17 protein-coding genes and 1 tRNA gene are annotated in these 14,178 nt (G+C 63.6%); 8 read left to right on the top strand and 10 right to left on the bottom strand.

Features of this window, described 5'->3' with window-relative positions:
- The 3 genes from NKJ90_RS14220 to NKJ90_RS14210 are packed head-to-tail and all read left to right on the top strand — an operon-like array spanning position 1 to position 2,737.
- Positions 1-789, top strand: coding sequence for an SDR family NAD(P)-dependent oxidoreductase (locus NKJ90_RS14220; protein WP_023760869.1), 789 nt, complete (start codon positions 1-3; stop codon positions 787-789).
- A gap of 2 nt (positions 790-791) precedes the next feature.
- Positions 792-1,859 (top strand): ABC transporter ATP-binding protein, encoded by a 1,068-nt coding sequence (locus tag NKJ90_RS14215; RefSeq protein WP_023760870.1) that lies wholly within the window; start codon positions 792-794, stop codon positions 1,857-1,859.
- Positions 1,856-2,737, top strand: coding sequence for a MurR/RpiR family transcriptional regulator (locus NKJ90_RS14210; RefSeq protein WP_023760871.1), 882 nt, complete (start codon positions 1,856-1,858; stop codon positions 2,735-2,737). Before NKJ90_RS14215 ends, NKJ90_RS14210 begins: the two co-directional genes overlap by 4 nt.
- A 17-nt stretch (positions 2,738-2,754) precedes the next feature.
- Here the strand turns inward: NKJ90_RS14210 and NKJ90_RS14205 are convergent, their stop codons facing one another.
- Together NKJ90_RS14205 and NKJ90_RS14200 are read right to left on the bottom strand one after the other, a co-directional pair.
- The gene (locus NKJ90_RS14205; protein WP_023760872.1) at positions 2,755-3,069 is read right to left on the bottom strand and encodes a DUF167 family protein; all 315 of its coding nucleotides are present in this window, start codon (positions 3,067-3,069) and stop codon (positions 2,755-2,757) included.
- Positions 3,066-3,356, bottom strand: a complete 291-nt coding sequence (locus NKJ90_RS14200; protein WP_023760873.1) for a YggT family protein — start codon at positions 3,354-3,356, stop codon at positions 3,066-3,068. The genes NKJ90_RS14205 and NKJ90_RS14200 overlap by 4 nt, the downstream gene beginning before the upstream one ends.
- A gap of 158 nt (positions 3,357-3,514) precedes the next feature.
- On the opposite strand from NKJ90_RS14200, the gene NKJ90_RS14195 reads away from it, so the two are divergent.
- From NKJ90_RS14195 to NKJ90_RS14185, 3 genes are all read left to right on the top strand, one after another.
- Positions 3,515-3,590: transfer RNA gene (locus tag NKJ90_RS14195), tRNA-Ala, on the top strand.
- Positions 3,591-3,900: 310 nt separating this feature from the next.
- The gene (locus NKJ90_RS14190; RefSeq protein WP_023760885.1) at positions 3,901-4,644 is read left to right on the top strand and encodes a helix-turn-helix domain-containing protein; all 744 of its coding nucleotides are present in this window, start codon (positions 3,901-3,903) and stop codon (positions 4,642-4,644) included.
- Positions 4,645-5,057: 413 nt separating this feature from the next.
- Positions 5,058-5,306 carry a hypothetical protein gene (locus NKJ90_RS14185; RefSeq protein ID WP_023760887.1) on the top strand — a complete coding sequence of 83 codons (249 nt, stop codon included), beginning with the start codon at positions 5,058-5,060 and terminating at the stop codon, positions 5,304-5,306.
- 186 nt (positions 5,307-5,492) lie between these two features.
- On the opposite strand, the gene NKJ90_RS14180 is transcribed toward NKJ90_RS14185, so the two are convergent.
- The 4 genes from NKJ90_RS14180 to NKJ90_RS14165 form a co-directional block, all read right to left on the bottom strand.
- Positions 5,493-6,437, bottom strand: coding sequence for an energy transducer TonB family protein (locus tag NKJ90_RS14180; protein ID WP_023760888.1), 945 nt, complete (start codon positions 6,435-6,437; stop codon positions 5,493-5,495).
- On the bottom strand, positions 6,434-6,880 hold the full coding sequence (exbD, locus tag NKJ90_RS14175) for a TonB system transport protein ExbD (protein ID WP_023760889.1): 447 nt from the start codon (positions 6,878-6,880) through the stop codon (positions 6,434-6,436). Before exbD ends, NKJ90_RS14180 begins: the two co-directional genes overlap by 4 nt.
- 4 nt (positions 6,881-6,884) lie before the next feature.
- On the bottom strand, positions 6,885-7,811 hold the full coding sequence (gene exbB, locus NKJ90_RS14170; protein ID WP_352486163.1) for a tonB-system energizer ExbB: 927 nt from the start codon (positions 7,809-7,811) through the stop codon (positions 6,885-6,887).
- Between the two features lie 65 nt (positions 7,812-7,876).
- The gene (locus tag NKJ90_RS14165) at positions 7,877-8,674 is read right to left on the bottom strand and encodes an ATP-binding cassette domain-containing protein (RefSeq protein WP_023760890.1); all 798 of its coding nucleotides are present in this window, start codon (positions 8,672-8,674) and stop codon (positions 7,877-7,879) included.
- A 240-nt stretch (positions 8,675-8,914) separates the two neighbouring features.
- Between NKJ90_RS14165 and NKJ90_RS14160 the strand changes: the two genes are divergently transcribed.
- Positions 8,915-9,601: a cysteine hydrolase family protein gene (locus tag NKJ90_RS14160; RefSeq protein WP_023760891.1), complete on the top strand. Its 687-nt coding sequence runs from the start codon at positions 8,915-8,917 to the stop codon at positions 9,599-9,601.
- Positions 9,602-9,607: 6 nt separating this feature from the next.
- Here NKJ90_RS14160 and NKJ90_RS14155 read toward each other — a convergent pair whose 3' ends face one another.
- Positions 9,608-10,549: an LLM class flavin-dependent oxidoreductase gene (locus NKJ90_RS14155; RefSeq protein ID WP_023760892.1), complete on the bottom strand. Its 942-nt coding sequence runs from the start codon at positions 10,547-10,549 to the stop codon at positions 9,608-9,610.
- A gap of 112 nt (positions 10,550-10,661) precedes the next feature.
- A complete protein-coding gene (locus NKJ90_RS14150) occupies positions 10,662-10,817 on the bottom strand; it encodes a hypothetical protein (RefSeq protein ID WP_023760893.1) in 156 nt (51 codons plus the stop codon).
- A gap of 290 nt (positions 10,818-11,107) precedes the next feature.
- Here NKJ90_RS14150 and NKJ90_RS14145 point away from each other — a divergent pair, with 290 nt between their 5' ends.
- Positions 11,108-11,875 carry an SDR family NAD(P)-dependent oxidoreductase gene (locus tag NKJ90_RS14145; RefSeq protein ID WP_023760894.1) on the top strand — a complete coding sequence of 256 codons (768 nt, stop codon included), beginning with the start codon at positions 11,108-11,110 and terminating at the stop codon, positions 11,873-11,875.
- Positions 11,876-12,110: 235 nt separating this feature from the next.
- Here the strand turns inward: NKJ90_RS14145 and NKJ90_RS14140 are convergent, their stop codons facing one another.
- Positions 12,111-13,055, bottom strand: coding sequence for an ABC transporter permease (locus tag NKJ90_RS14140; RefSeq protein WP_023760895.1), 945 nt, complete (start codon positions 13,053-13,055; stop codon positions 12,111-12,113).
- On the bottom strand, positions 13,052-14,107 hold the full coding sequence (locus tag NKJ90_RS14135; RefSeq protein WP_023760896.1) for an ABC transporter permease: 1,056 nt from the start codon (positions 14,105-14,107) through the stop codon (positions 13,052-13,054). The genes NKJ90_RS14140 and NKJ90_RS14135 overlap by 4 nt, the downstream gene beginning before the upstream one ends.
- Between the last annotated feature and the right edge of the window lie 71 nt (positions 14,108-14,178).

The following is a 14,178-nucleotide window of genomic DNA, read 5'->3' as shown; positions in this document are numbered from 1 at the left end:
GTGGTTTCGCGACCCAAATTCGAAGGCAAAGCCGAGTTCGAGGGCAAAGCCGTCGTGGTGACGGGTGCCGGCGGCGGACTCGGCTCCGCTATCGTGGCGCTGATGGCGCAACGGGGCGCCAGGGTTATCGGCTGTGATCGATCGAGCGAGACGTTGAGGAGCCCGCATCTTGCTTCCCGCCACGTCTTCGATCTTCTCGACAAGGCGTCGATTGCGACGGCGATCACCGCGATCCTCGAACGGGATGGCGTGCCGGACATTCTCATCAACAATGCCGGTTGGACGCGCGCCGAGACGCTCTCCGCGCTCAACCCCGGCAGTATAGAGCAGGAACTCGACCTCAACCTGACCGGAGTGGTGACTTTCGCCGATCCGCTGGTCAAGGCGATGGCCGGGCGCGGCTCCGGCAGCATCGTTTTCATCTCCTCGGTCAACGCCATCGCGCATTTCGGCAATCCCGCCTATGCCGCGGCCAAGGCCGGCATCAACGCCTATGCCAAGGCGATCGCCGTCGAGCTCGGCCGCAACGGCCTGCGCGCCAATGTCGTCTGCCCCGGGTCGATCCACACCGCCGCCTGGGACCACCGCCTTGCCAAGGATCCCGAAATCCTCGGCAAGCTGCAGCGGCTCTATCCGCTCGGCCGCTTCGTCAACGCTTCGGAAGTGGCGGAAGCGGTCGCTTTCCTTGCGTCCGATCGCGCATCTGGAATAACAGGCGTGGTGATGCCGGTGGACGCAGGGCTGACCGCTGGTTGCCTGCCGTTCATCGACAATATTCTGGGAGCGTGAGCATGACCGACGTCGAGTTTCGCGACCTGTCGAAATCCTTCGGGCAGCACAAGATCCTCGAAAACATCAGCCTCGATATCAAGAGCGGCGAGTTCGTCGTGCTGGTCGGCCCGTCCGGCTGCGGCAAGTCGACTTTGCTGCGCATGCTGGCCGGGCTGGAGACGATCACCTCCGGCGACCTGTTGATCGGCGGCGTGCGCGCCAACGCACTGCCACCGCAGCAGCGCAACATCGCAATGGTGTTCCAGTCCTATGCGCTGTTTCCACATCTGAAGGCATCTGACAATATCGGCTTTGGCCCGAAGATACGCGGCGAGGCGCGCGAGGCGGTCGACCAGAAGGTCAGGAAGGCGTCCGGCGTCCTCAATCTCTTCTCCTATCTCGACCGCTACCCTCGCCAGCTCTCGGGCGGCCAGCGCCAGCGCGTCGCCATGGGCCGCGCCATCGTGCGCGAGCCGTCGGTGTTCCTGTTCGACGAGCCCCTGTCCAACCTCGACGCGCAATTGCGCGTGCAGATGCGCGTCGAGATCAAGGCGCTGCACCAGCGGCTGAAATCGACGATCGTCTATGTCACGCACGACCAGATCGAAGCCATGACCATGGCCGACCGCATCGTCGTGATGGACCGCGGCAGGATCCAGCAGGTGGGGCCGCCGCTGGAGCTTTATGACAGCCCGGCCAACAAGTTCGTCGCCAGCTTTCTCGGCTCCCCATCGATGAGTTTTGTCTCAGGTTCTCTCAAGGCATCGCCCGAGAAAACCTGGTTCGAATCGGTCGGTGGCGGGCGGCTTGCGCTCGCCGGCAAACAGGTACCTGTGGGCACTGCAGTGGAGGCCGGCATCCGGCCGGAGCACTTTGTCATCGGCGAGGCTGCCGACGCGATGGCGATCAAGGTGGATGTCGTCGAGCCGACCGGCTCCGAAACCCACGTCTATGGCGCCATCGGCACTGACACGGTGCGCGCCGTGTTCCGCGACAGGGTGCCGATCAGCCCGGGCGACGTGCTGCCGGTGACTGTCGACCCCGGCAACATCCACCTGTTCGACAAGGCGACGGGCCTGCCTCTATGAAGACGCCGGCCGACATCATCACGCGACTACAGCTGATATTGCAGGACGGAACGAAGTCGGATCGCAAGCTGGCAGGCTTCGTGCTGGCCGATCTCGACTTTGTCTCCAAGGCGGCGATTTCGGAAATTGCCGCGCGCGTCGGCGTCAGCGAGCCGACCGTGACACGCTTCTGCCGCAACCTCGGTTGCGAGGGCTTGCGCGACTTCAAATTCTATCTGGCGCAAGCCATCGCCATTGGCGGCCAGTATCTGTCGCCGGAACCGTTGAACCGCGACGCGCGCGAACAGCGCATCGCTTCCGCCATCACCGAAGCGGCGATATCAGCCATCCAGCGCGCCAGCGAAAATCTCGACATGACGACGCTGGTCGCCGTCGCCGCACGCGTCGCCGTTTCCGGCAATGTGCTGTGCATCGGCTCCGGCGGCATTTCGTCGATGATGGCGACCGAGATGCAGAACCGGCTGTTCAGGCTCGGCGTGTCGGTGTTGGCGCAGATCGACGGACAGCTGCAGCGCATGTACGCCGCCGTTGCCACGCCCGACACCACGCTGATCGCCTTCTCTGTCTCCGGCTATGCGCGGTCGGTCATCGATGCGGTGCAGGTCGCCCAGCAATATGGCGCCACCACAATCGCCATCACCCCGCCGGATTCCGCACTCGCTAGGGTCGCCGACACGGTCATCCATTTCCAGTCGCTGGAGGACGGCAACATCTACAAGCCGACATCGTCGCGCTATGCGCTGCTGTCGATCGTCGACATGATCGTCACGTCGGTCGCCGAGACGCGTGGACCGCGGGTTCTGGAAAACCTGCGCCGCATCAAGCAGAGTGTGAACACGTTGAAAGTCGACGATCCGCGTCTGCCGCTGGGGGATTGAACATCCTATTAAGGCCATCACGACTGTTGGCCGAGCGCCTCGATGTTTTTCGCCAGCATCGCCGGGTCGCCTGCGATGCGCACGGTCTTCAGCCGGGCGGTGCCGCCAGCGACAATCGAGACGGCGGACACCGGCACGTCGAGCGTCTTGGCGATCAACTTTTCGAGCGCTTTATTGGCTGCACCGCTTTCCGGCACGGCGCGGACGCGAGCCTTGAAATGGCTTCGTCCGTCCGCTGACGTCTCGACGCCTTCAAGCCTGTCCAGCGCAGCCTTTGGCGTCAGCCGGACAAACAGGTCGACGCCACCATCGCGCAAGCGGAACGGGCTCACAGGATCAGAGGTGCCACCGTGGTGAGTATGAACTGCCGCAAGAAGAACAGGACCAGAAGCAGGATGATCGGCGAGATGTCGATGCCACCAAGGTCCGGCATGAAACGGCGGATCGGCCGCAATGCCGGCTCGGTCAGGCGGTAAAGCATGTTGCCTATGGAACCGACGAACTGATTGCGCGAGTTGACGACGTTGAAGGCGTAAAGCCAGGAGAAGATCGCCGAGGCGATGATGACCCACCAGTAGAGGTCTAGCGCCATGACGATTGTTTGAATGAGGGCGAGCATGCCGGTCTCCAATTGTTGCCGACATGTAGCCATTGCAGGCGAAACCGGCAAGTGCCGCCTTCCGCCGCATGCGGCCCGAAGTCGGCGGCCGCCGATTTCGGCAAAGCGCCGCCTTGACAGGAAACCACGGCGCCCGATAAATGCCCCATCCGCTGGACGGGGCTGTAGCTCAGCTGGGAGAGCGCGTCGTTCGCAATGACGAGGTCAGGAGTTCGATCCTCCTCAGCTCCACCAGCGGAATAATCGATTTCTGCTTTTCACGACAAGAGAAACGCTGCGCGCTCGCCTGCCGGCGATATTTGTTGTGCCAACGTGCCGGCGAAGGCCGCTACTGCGCCTCGCGATACCGATAAAACTGTTGTCAGTTGGGCTTTTGGCGGAAGCTACCCGTGGATTGCCGCTATTTTTTTGGAAGCCGCCCCCCTAGATTGGCGCTACCAAATCAGTTTTCTGTGCGTTGTGACAAGGCGTTTCTGCGGGGCGACTGGAGACGCTATATGGGTTTTCGAATCGAAATGAAGAAGCCGCCTGCGGAAGCAAAAACGTGTCAATTCGCGAGAATCTCGCTGCAAACCTTAGACGGCTCTGCAAGGACCATGCCTCCGTAAGCGCGGTATGCCGTGAGCTGGGCATCAACCGCACGCAGTTCGAGCGCTACCTGCAAGGACAGACGGTTCCGAACAAGGCCACCGCCGCGCTGATATGCGACTACTTCCGGATCAACGAGCCCGAACTGTACCGGGATCCCGGTGTCGCCGAACCCCGGGTCCGCGGCCTGCCGCCGATGTCCGAGGGCTTGTTCAACCAGATGATCCGCCCGCCTAGCCCATCGATCGCGGGGGGCACCTATTTCACCTATTTTTCGATCCCGGCCCGGCCCGACCTCTTGATGCGGTCGGTAACCTTCGTGCGTCGCCAGGCCGAGCTGGTCACCTTCAGAAGGGTCAACGGATGGTCGGAACACCGGGGATCGACATGGGCGCGAGGCAACCACTATGGAGTGGCGATCTCGCGCCTGAACTGGATCTATTTCAGCGGCATCAACCGCCGCCAGACCGGCGAGCCGTCGCTGATCTCCGTGCAATGGGCTCCGATCTTCGAACCGGTGCTGATTGGCAAGGCCATGCTTCTGACGGAGGCCGGGCCGGCATTCGTGTCCGTCATCATGCGGCGCGACACCGCCAACATCCGTTCAAGGGACGCCATCCGCATGGCACATGTCATCAGGCTCGACGATCCCGGCGTCGATCAACTTGTGGTCAGCCTGACCCACGATGGGCTGGGCTGATCGGCCTCGATCACCGTAGTTTACGCTAAATAAGAATAAGCATATACCGAAAAAGCGTACGTTAGCGATTGTCTACTCTGTATCTGAATAAAAACGATATTTTACACTTTAAGACCAGGAAAGATGATCCGTCCGCCGGTCTTTGGCGTGCAGATTTACTACAATTTTAACAGACTATTAATGCTTTCGACCTTACCTTTCTTGCTGTGGATCTCGTTCTGGATGGGCTTTCAACGGATCCCGATGGTCAGGAAGGGTCAAAAATGGCCAGGAAAGTGAACAGACCTCCGAAGCTGACGATTGCGGCCGGCACGCAGACCGTCTTCTTTTCGCAGGCCATGCACGACAACAAGCGCTGAAGGCGTTCCGCGCCGGCATTCCCCAGGGTACCATCAGTCTGACAGGAGCAGCACGTGTCGAATCAGTCCTTACGTCAGTCGGAACTCGACAGTCTTCAGTATATTTCGGCGGTAACCAATGAGCTCGTGCAGATGGCCGAAGCAGGCCGTTTTCCCATGATCTCTTATCTGCTGGGCATGGCCTATGCGGAAGCCTTCGACGTTCTTCGCGGCGCACGGCCGGCCAGGCACACGCAGCTCAGTGGTAACCCGCTGCACCCCAAGGCAAAGGACATTCGCACTGCCCAGCCCAGGAGTGCGTAGCGGAATGCACTCGTCGCGGTAGCAATTGACGACAGCTGCCAAGCCGTCAGTGTCTGGAGCGGAGTGGACGCCTTCCGACGACCCGAATCTCAGGACGCTGCGCACGAAATACCGCTTCTATCTGCAGCAGCTCGAGGCCGTGGGCCCGTCGTTGAGCTACTGATGAGCCCGGCTTTGGTCTAGTCTCTAGTTGCGCAGGCTGAACACGAATGGCGCCGTTCGGCTCTGGCGCGAACCGAGTTCCGGCGGCGGTGCCGGCACTGTGGCGCCTTGCAGCACCGCCAGTGCGGCGCGGTCCAAATCCGCATCTCCGGACGAGCGAGAGAGCCTGGCGGACAGGACCCGGCCGGACGAGTCGACCGTGAAGGCGACATACGGCTTGCCTTCCACCCGGCGAGCCTTGGCCGAACTGGGATAGCGCGTGTGCCGCTTGATCCAAGCGCCCAGACGCGAGTCCCACTTGCTGGCGTCGCCGGAGCGCGTTGTCGGTGCTGCCGACTTCGGCGCTGCGGTCCTGGGTGCGGGCTTTGCATCGGTACTTGCGACGGTTGCCGTCCTCGGCGGCGGCGCCTTCTCCTTCTTCGACGGTGGCTTGGGCTTTTCGACAGGCTTTTGCGGCTTGGCCTCGATTGGTTTCTTGTCCTTCACCACCTCGACCGGTTTCGGCTGCGGCAAGGGAATGACGACCTCGGGTGTGACAGCCTCCACAACATCCGGAACGGCCTCATCCGGCGGCGGCTGGTCGACCTGTTCAGCCATTTCGGTCTGGGTGGGCTCGGCCTCGTCGGGGGCGACGGCTTCCGTCTGTTCGATAACCGGCTCCGCCTTCTCGACCGGCGCTTCAGGCGTCGGCTCGGTCGTCGGTGTTGGATCGGCCTGATCTGATGTCACCGCGTTCGGCGCTGCAACCTGTTCCTCCACGGCCGGCATCACCGCCATCGGCGCCAGCTCGATCACCAGGGCCGGTGGCGGACCGCCGTCCGGGTCGGTGACCATCGTGAAATTCTGCACGGCATAGGCGACCGCGACATGCGCTCCGAGAACCAGCGCGGCGGCACTGGCCCACAAGCCAAGGTCGCGCCAGCCGAAGCGCGATAGCTGGACCGAGGGCAAGGCGGCCGCTTGCATCATGGCGCCGCTGCACCAGTGGCTGCCGGCGCCGCCTCCAGGCCAACGAGCGCGATCTTCAGATAGCCGGCGCCGCGCAGCAGGTTCATCGCGTCCATCAGGTCGCCATAGGCGACCGCCTTGTCGGCACGCAGGAAGATGCGCGTCTGCTTGTCGCCTTTTGTCCTGCTGTCCAGCGTCGCGGCGAAAGCCGGGCGCGGCACGCTATCGTTGCCGATCGCCAGCGTCAGGTCGTCCTTCAGCGTCAGGAACAGCGGCGTTTCGGGCCGCGGCGCGGGCGTTGCGGTCGAGCCCGGCAGGTCGACATTGACATCCACCGTCGCCAGCGGTGCGGCGACCATGAAGATGATCAAAAGGACCAGGATGACATCGATGAAGGGGGTGACGTTGATCTCGTGGCTCTCCTCGAGATCGTCATCCATGGTCTGTCGGATTCTGCTGCCCATGGCGCTACTCCGCCGCCAGCGCCGTTGCCGGCCCGACCGTGCGGAAGTCGAGGTCGCGGCTGACCAGCCGTTCGACACCCGCCGAGGCATCGGCGAGGATCTGGCGGTAGCCGGCTATCGAGCGGGCAAAGACGTTGTAGACGACGACGGCCGGTATTGCCGCGACAAGGCCCATCGCCGTGGCAAGCAGTGCCTCGGCGATACCTGGCGCGACCACGGCGAGATTGGTGGTCTGCGCCTGAGAGATGCCGATGAAGGCGTTCATGATGCCCCACACGGTGCCGAACAGGCCGACGAAGGGCGCGGTCGAGCCGATCGTCGCCAGCACACCGGTGCCTCGCGACATGCGCCGCGACGCCGCCGCCTCGATGCGCGACAGCCGTGAGGTGACGCGCTCCTTCAGCCCGTCGCCCGAGACATGATCGAGAGCGCCGGCCGAAAGCGCGGTCTCCTCCTCGGCCGCCCGCACCAGAAGCGCGCCGGGGCCGCCGCTGCGGTCGAGCGCACGGCTGGCCTGGCTCAGCGTGGCGGCATCGCCGATTGCCCGGACGGCGCGGCGGATGCGCAGCTTGCCACCAAAAATCTCGAGCGATTTGGCCAGCCATATCGTCCAGGTGACGAGTGAGGCAAAGGCCAGCCCGATCATCACCGCCTTGACGATGATATCGGCCGCCATGAACATGCCCCATGGCGACAGATCATGCGGCAGGGTCGACTCCATCGCCGTTGAAAGGCCAGTCTCGCCCGGCAGGGTCGCGTTCGGCTGGTTGGCTGGCTGCGGCGGCGCGACTGCCGGTGCAACGGGCGCTGGCGGCGCGGCGGGCGCTTCGATCGCGGGCGCGCCCCTGACCGGTTGCTCCTGGGCGGTCGCGCTACCCACCGACAGGATGACGGATGCGACCAACGCCGCCAACAAACCATATCTAGACAACAGCGTCTTCCTTGTTCTCACAGCGGCCAGCCGCTTTCTATTTCCCACCGCTGCATCAAATCTCGTCACTGCACGTAACCGACGGGCTGGCCGGTGACGGGGTGCGCGAACACGCCCATCTCCACGCCGAAAATGCCTTTCAGCACATCGCTTCGCATGATCTCGCCAGGCGTGCCGCGCGTCAGCAGCTTGCCGTCCTTAAGCGCGATCAGCTCGTCGCAATAGCGCGCCGCCATGTTGGGATCGTGCAGCACCACCACCACGCAAAGGTCACGTTTGCGGCTGAGATTTCGGACCAGCCTGAGCACCTCGACCTGATGGGCGATGTCGAGTGCCGAGATCGGCTCGTCGAGCAGCATGACGCCGGCATTCTGTGCCACCAGCATGGCCAGCCAGGCGCGCTGGCGTTCTCCGCCGGACAATTCGTCCACCAGCCGGTCGGCAAAGCCTTCCATGTCGGTCAGGGCCAGCGCCCCGTCGACATGCTGCCTGTCCTCGGCACGGAAACGGCCAAGCGCGCCGTGCCAGGGATAGCGCCCGAGCGTCGCCAGTTCGCGCACGGTGAGACCGGTCGCCGCCGGCGTCGTCTGCGGCAGATAGGCAAGCGCGCGAGCGAACTCGCGGGCGCCCCATTGCGGCAGCGGACGCCTGGCGAAGGTGATGGCGCCCGAGCTTGCCGGCTGCTGGCGCGCCATGAGCTTGATCAGCGTCGACTTGCCCGAACCATTGTGGCCGATCAGCCCGTAGACGCGCGAGCGCTCCAGTTCGAGCGAGACCGGACCGAGCAGGGTCCGCGCGCCGACGGCAAAGCGCACCGCATCGATATGGAAGGCAGTCTGGGCATCAATTCCAGCCACGGTCATGGCATCTCTCCAATGCGGCCGCTTGCATCTCCAGATTCCGGCTTTCGGCAAGCCGATGCCCGGTTGACTAGGAAACATGACGTTGCTAGTCAACATTAAAGATGACTGCAACGATCAACAAATCGCCGTAACCTTCCGCACCTCGGCACTCTGCCGCTTCGCGTTGGGCTGCCACGCCGGTGGACGGCTGCTGCTTCGCCGGTCAGGATGGGCCCCGCAAATCGGTGAGGAGAGCCCAAAATGATCAAGGCGAGACCCTTCGACTTCCCCTTTGACGGCAGGCTGGTGGCCGAAAACACGGCACTGATCGTCATCGACCTGCAGCAGGATTTCCTGTCGACGACGGGTTACTTTGCCAGGCAGGGATATGATCCCGCACCGCTCAGGGCGATCCTGCCGACAGTGAGCCGGCTGATCGCCGCTGCCCGCAAGGCTGGCATAAGGGTCATCCACACCAGGCAGGGCTATCGGGCTGACATGGCCGACATGACGCCCTACGAGAAATGGCGCCGCAAGCGCGCCGGGCTCGAAGGCACCGAAATCCTGCTGCGCTCGGGCCCGGGGTTCCAGATTGTTCCGGAGATCGACGTGGCGCCGCAGGACATCATCGTCGACAAGACCTGCAACAGCGCCTTTACCTATACGGATTTCGAACTTGTCCTGCGCGCGCAAGGCATCACGCATCTGCTGTTTTCAGGATGCACAACGGACGTCTGCGTCCACACCACGCTGCGCGAGGCTTGCGACCGCAATTTTCAATGCCTGACGATCTCGGATGCCTGCGCCAGCGGCGACCAAAGGGCCCACGAAGCCGCGCTGCACATGGTGACGGTCGAGGACGGCGTCTTCGGCGCGCTGGCGGATTCAGCCGCCGTCATAGAAGGCCTGTCGCGGCTTGGCGACAGGCCTGAAGCACCGAAGGGCTGAAGGCCCTCAGCCCGCTGCGCGCGTCTCAATACTCGCGCGCGGCGCAAACGCCCCGGGCTGGAATGCGTCCGTTTCGCGGCGCACCAGCGAATTGCGCAGCAGGGCGATCGTTTCCCGGCCAACGGTGGCGATCTCACGCGGCGTGTCGACGCCGACAATCATGAATTCATCGATCCCGAGAGCCGCATAGGCAAGCAGCGACAGGGCGGCCTGGGCCGGCGGGCCGGCCACGTCGACCGCCTTGAGGCCGGGGGCGGAAGCACCCTGGTGGATCCTGACCGGAAGCGCAAAGCGCAATTTGCCCGCCCGGCCGTGTTCGGCGGCCGCGACCCGCACCCGCTCCATGGACTGCCGGACTTCGTCGATCGAGCCCGGCGCCAGTTCGAAGACATCGGCATGCCGGCCAGCCACCTTAACTGCCGTCCCGGATTGCCCGCCCATGCGGATGATCAGGTCGGCGCCGTGCGGACCCTTGCGCGGCACGTAGCCGCCTTTGATGCTGTAGAACGCGCCTTCATGGTCGAAGGGCCGGTCGTTCGACCAAAGCCGCTTGAGCAGCACCAGATATTCGTCGATGCGCTGCCAGATGACGGTGTGGCCGACCGGCCGTGTTTCGGCGTCGGCGTCGCTCAGCGGCTCGCTGATCATCCGCAGCACCAGCCGCCCGCCGCTTTTCCTATCGATCGACGCAAGCTGGCGGGCCGCGACTGTCGGTTCAACCACGCCCGCCCAGTGCGTTAGCACGACTTCCAGCGACAAGGTCCGGTCCAGCACCTGGGCAGCAAGATCCATATTGGTCAGCAGCCCGGCCGAATCGTCGACGACGATCTTGCGGAAACCGCCGTCCTCGATGAGTCCGAGCTTGGTCGCGGTCTCGGCGAAGTCATAGAAAAAGGGAACTGCAGCGTCGGCGGTCTTGCCGGGAACATGCGTGAACTCGATCGGCATTGCCATCTCCTCAATTGTGTCGGGCGCGCGCAAGCGCACCGAGGATTCGGTTCATTCAACTCCGATTGCCTGGAAGCGGTGGGGCAGCTAACCCCGGTCGATCTGACGAACGCTAGGGGATGAGGCCCAGAACAACGGCCCCGGTGAACACAAACGCAAGGGCAAAGACCACATAGGCGAAAGCGCCGGCATAGGCCGGGCGGAAGGTCTGGGCATTGGCCAGCCTCTGGCCGCTGCGATCCGTCTGGGCGTTCTGGATATAGGACATATCTGCCTCCGTCTCGCCGGTTAATCTATAAAACTTGTAGACTTTGTCGATTGCTATTTTCGCACCTTAGATAGAATAATTTTCTCATTTATGTTCGAAAATTGGTTGTCACTTGCTGAGCGCGTATGATCGAGCAAGCGGCCGAACATGGCATGTCCAAATCGCCTGTGCGTGGGATGGACCTATGGCCGTGTCCCTGCTGCACCCAATTCGTGCGTTGGCTGCCCGCTGCGAGCGCGGTAGCATCGCCCAACCATGCAGAGCGGAATCGTCAAATAGGGAGCGAGGCAATGGGCACAAGACTGGCCGGCAAGGTCGCTATCATTTCAGGCGGCGCGACGGGAATGGGCGGGGCGGCCTCGGAACTGTTTGCGGCGGAAGGCGCCAAGGTGGCGATCATCGACCGCAATAACGAGGCCGCTGTCGCAACCGCGGCGGCGATCCGGGAGCGTGGCCATGTCGCCGCGCATTTCGTCGCCGACGTCTCCGATGAAGGCCAGGTCGAATCGGCCGTGAAGGGCGCGACTGAAAAGTTCGGTCCGGTCACCGTGCTGTTCAACCATGCCGGCACCATCGTCATCAAACCCTTCCTGGAGACGACGGTACAGGAATGGGATTGGCTGCATGCCGTCAATGTGCGCTCGATGTTCCTGATGACGCGCGCCGTGCTGCCCGGCATGATCGCGGCGGGCGGCGGCTCGATCGTCTGCACCTCGTCGATCTCGGCGGTGGCGGCGACGCCGAACGAAGTGCTCTACGACACCACCAAGGGCGCCTGCCACATGTTCGCGCGCGCCATCGCCGTCGAGTTCCGCGACCGCAACATCCGCTGCAACGCCGTATGTCCCGGCTTCATCCGCACGCCGCACGGCTTGCGCGAGGTCGCCGATTTGGGCAAGCTCGGCATCGATGTCTCCGACGCCGCACTGGCCGTGCAACAAGGCCGCATCGGCGAGCCGGAAGAGGTGGCCAAGGCAGCGCTGTACCTGGCCAGCGACGAGTCGAGCTTCGTCAACGGCACGCATCTGTTCGTCGACAACGGCTTTACAGCGATGTGAGGTTTCTAGAATCCAGGTTCCTCGCTCCCAGGGACAGCTTGGCGCCCTTCCTCTACCCCGTCGATCGGGGGAGAGGTGTCGAGCGCAGCTCAACGGGGCGGGGGTCGACCGTTGGCGCGGCACAGGAAGGTTCTTGCACCTTGGTCCCCTTTCAATATCCGTTGGCGACCGTTGCCAGGTGGTTCCCCCACTCCGTCGCTGCTTCGCAAAGGAAGGGACACCAAGCCCTGCTCGCCTACCGCTCTTCCCGTCGAAATGGCTTGAGCAGCGCCGAGGGCGCCACCGCATTGCGCGACATCACCGCCATGGCGACGATGGTGAAAATGAAGGGCAGCATCAGGAACGTTTCGTAGGGGATGTGCCCGAGCCCGCTGGCCTGCATGCGCAGCTGCAAGGCATCGACAAAGGCGAACAGCAGCGCGGCCCCTGCCGAGCGCCACGGATCCCAGCGGCCGAAGACGACCAGTGCGATCGCCACCCAGCCGCGCCCCGACACCACGCCGAAGGTGAAGGCGTTGAACTGCGCCATCGACAGGAAGGCGCCGGCAAGCCCCATCAGCGCGCCGCCGAGGACAACCGCCTGGAAGCGTGTGGCGATGACGCTGACACCGGCCGAATCGGCGGCGCGCGGGTTTTCACCGACCATGCGCACCGACAGGCCCCAAGGCGTGCGGTAGAGCACGAAGGCGGCCAGTGGGATCGCAAGGATCGCCATGTAGACCAGCGCAAACTGGTTGAACACCGCCGGCCCGAGCACCGGGATGCCGGAGAGGACGGGGATCGGCAGCGTCTCGAACCCCTTGATGCTGGGCGGCACCGACTGCTGGCCAAAGATCAGCCGGTAAAGGAAGTAGGCAAGGCCCGACGAGAACAGCGTCACGCCGATGCCGCAGACATGCTGGCTCAAGCCCAGCACCACGGTGAACAACGCATGGAGCGCGCCCATCAGCATGCCGGTCAGTACCGCCGCCAGCACGCCGAGCCACAGGCTGCCGCTGAGGCTGGCGGCGGTGAAGCCGGTCATCGCCGACAAAAGCATGATGCCTTCGATGCCAAGATTGAGCACTCCGGCGCGCTCGGAGAACATTTCGCCGAGCGTCGCAAACGCCAGCGGCGTGGCGATGCGAATGATGGCGGCGAGGAAGCCTACCTGAAAGATCTGTTCGAACACCGCGCTCATCGGGCAGCCCCGACGCGACGGATGCGATAGGCGGTGAACAGCAGCGCCACCAGCATGGCGAGCAATGCGGTGCCCTGGATGACGTCGCTGAGGAACGCCGGCACCCCGGTTGCGCGCGACATCGCCTCGGCGCCGGTCATGACGGCGGCCAGGAAGATCGCCGCCGGCACGACACCGAGCGGATTGAGCCGCGCCAGCATGGCAACGACGATTCCGGAATAGCCATAGCCCGGCGAGATGTCGCTCATCACCTGGAAATGCACGCCGCCGACCTCGCCGACGCCGGCCAATCCGGCCAGTGCGCCAGACAGCAGAGCGGTGGAGATCAGCACGCGCTCGACATGGATGCCGCCATATCTGGCCGCTTCCTGGTTTTCCCCGGTGACCCTGATCCTGAAACCGAGCGTCGTGCGCACGATCAGGAACCAGATCAGCGGCGCCGTGATCAGCGCCACGACGACGCCGAGATGCAGCCTTGTGCCTTCGAGCAGCACCGGAAAATTGGCCGAATCCTCGATCGGCGGTGAGATCGGATAGCCGCTGAACGTGTCCTTCCACGGCCCCTCGATCAGAGCCATCAGTGCATAGTAGATTACTGAGTTGAGCAGCAGCGAACTGACGACATCGTCGACCTTGAATTTCACCCGCAGCGTGGCGGGAACAAGTGCTACCGCAGCGCCGGCCGCAGCCCCGGCCACCGCCATCAAGAACATGGCGAGCGGCCCCGGCATGGGGATCGCGCCGACAAAGCAGCTGGCCACGGCGCCGGCCAGCAATTGACCCTCGGCGCCGATGTTCCAGAATTTGGCCCGGAAGGCGACCGCGACCGCCAGTCCGGTGAAGATCATCGGTGCTGCACGCACCATGGTTTCGGTAATGGCATAGCTATCGCCGAGAGATGCCGTGAACATCACGCCATAGGATTCGAGTACGCCGGCACCGGCTAGCGCGATGAGCCCGCTGCACAGGACAAGCGTGGCGCCGATCGCCAGCAGCGGCAAAGCCAGATTGAACCAGGCAGGAGTGCTTGCGCGGACTTCCAGGCGGAACATTAGGCGGCACCCTCTGTTCGGTCTGTCGAACAAGGATTCTGACGAAGAGGAACCCCCACCCCTAGCCCCTC

Origin of the sequence: Mesorhizobium sp. M0051, from assembly GCF_040323235.1 — a bacterium.
GTDB lineage: Bacteria > Pseudomonadota > Alphaproteobacteria > Rhizobiales > Rhizobiaceae > Mesorhizobium.
The sequence above is the reverse complement of the archived record's forward strand: the minus strand, read 5'-3'. Positions and strand labels throughout refer to the sequence as shown.

Bases quoted from the DNA above. Each gene is read 5' to 3' on its own strand.
- NKJ90_RS14200 (WP_023760873.1), bottom strand. From the start codon at position 3,356: ATGCTCGCCCTCATTCAAACAATCGTCATGGCGCTAGACCTCTACTGG.
- NKJ90_RS14160 (WP_023760891.1), top strand. From the start codon at position 8,915: ATGATCAAGGCGAGACCCTTCGACTTCCCCTTTGACGGCAGGCTGGTG.
- NKJ90_RS14150 (WP_023760893.1), bottom strand. From the start codon at position 10,817: ATGTCCTATATCCAGAACGCCCAGACGGATCGCAGCGGCCAGAGGCTG.
- NKJ90_RS14155 (WP_023760892.1), bottom strand. From the start codon at position 10,549: ATGCCGATCGAGTTCACGCATGTTCCCGGCAAGACCGCCGACGCTGCA.
- NKJ90_RS14210 (WP_023760871.1), top strand. From the start codon at position 1,856: ATGAAGACGCCGGCCGACATCATCACGCGACTACAGCTGATATTGCAG.
- exbD (WP_023760889.1), bottom strand. From the start codon at position 6,880: ATGGGCAGCAGAATCCGACAGACCATGGATGACGATCTCGAGGAGAGC.
- NKJ90_RS14180 (WP_023760888.1), bottom strand. From the start codon at position 6,437: ATGATGCAAGCGGCCGCCTTGCCCTCGGTCCAGCTATCGCGCTTCGGC.
- NKJ90_RS14140 (WP_023760895.1), bottom strand. From the start codon at position 13,055: ATGAGCGCGGTGTTCGAACAGATCTTTCAGGTAGGCTTCCTCGCCGCC.
- NKJ90_RS14165 (WP_023760890.1), bottom strand. From the start codon at position 8,674: ATGACCGTGGCTGGAATTGATGCCCAGACTGCCTTCCATATCGATGCG.
- NKJ90_RS14145 (WP_023760894.1), top strand. From the start codon at position 11,108: ATGGGCACAAGACTGGCCGGCAAGGTCGCTATCATTTCAGGCGGCGCG.
- NKJ90_RS14135 (WP_023760896.1), bottom strand. From the start codon at position 14,107: ATGTTCCGCCTGGAAGTCCGCGCAAGCACTCCTGCCTGGTTCAATCTG.
- NKJ90_RS14215 (WP_023760870.1), top strand. From the start codon at position 792: ATGACCGACGTCGAGTTTCGCGACCTGTCGAAATCCTTCGGGCAGCAC.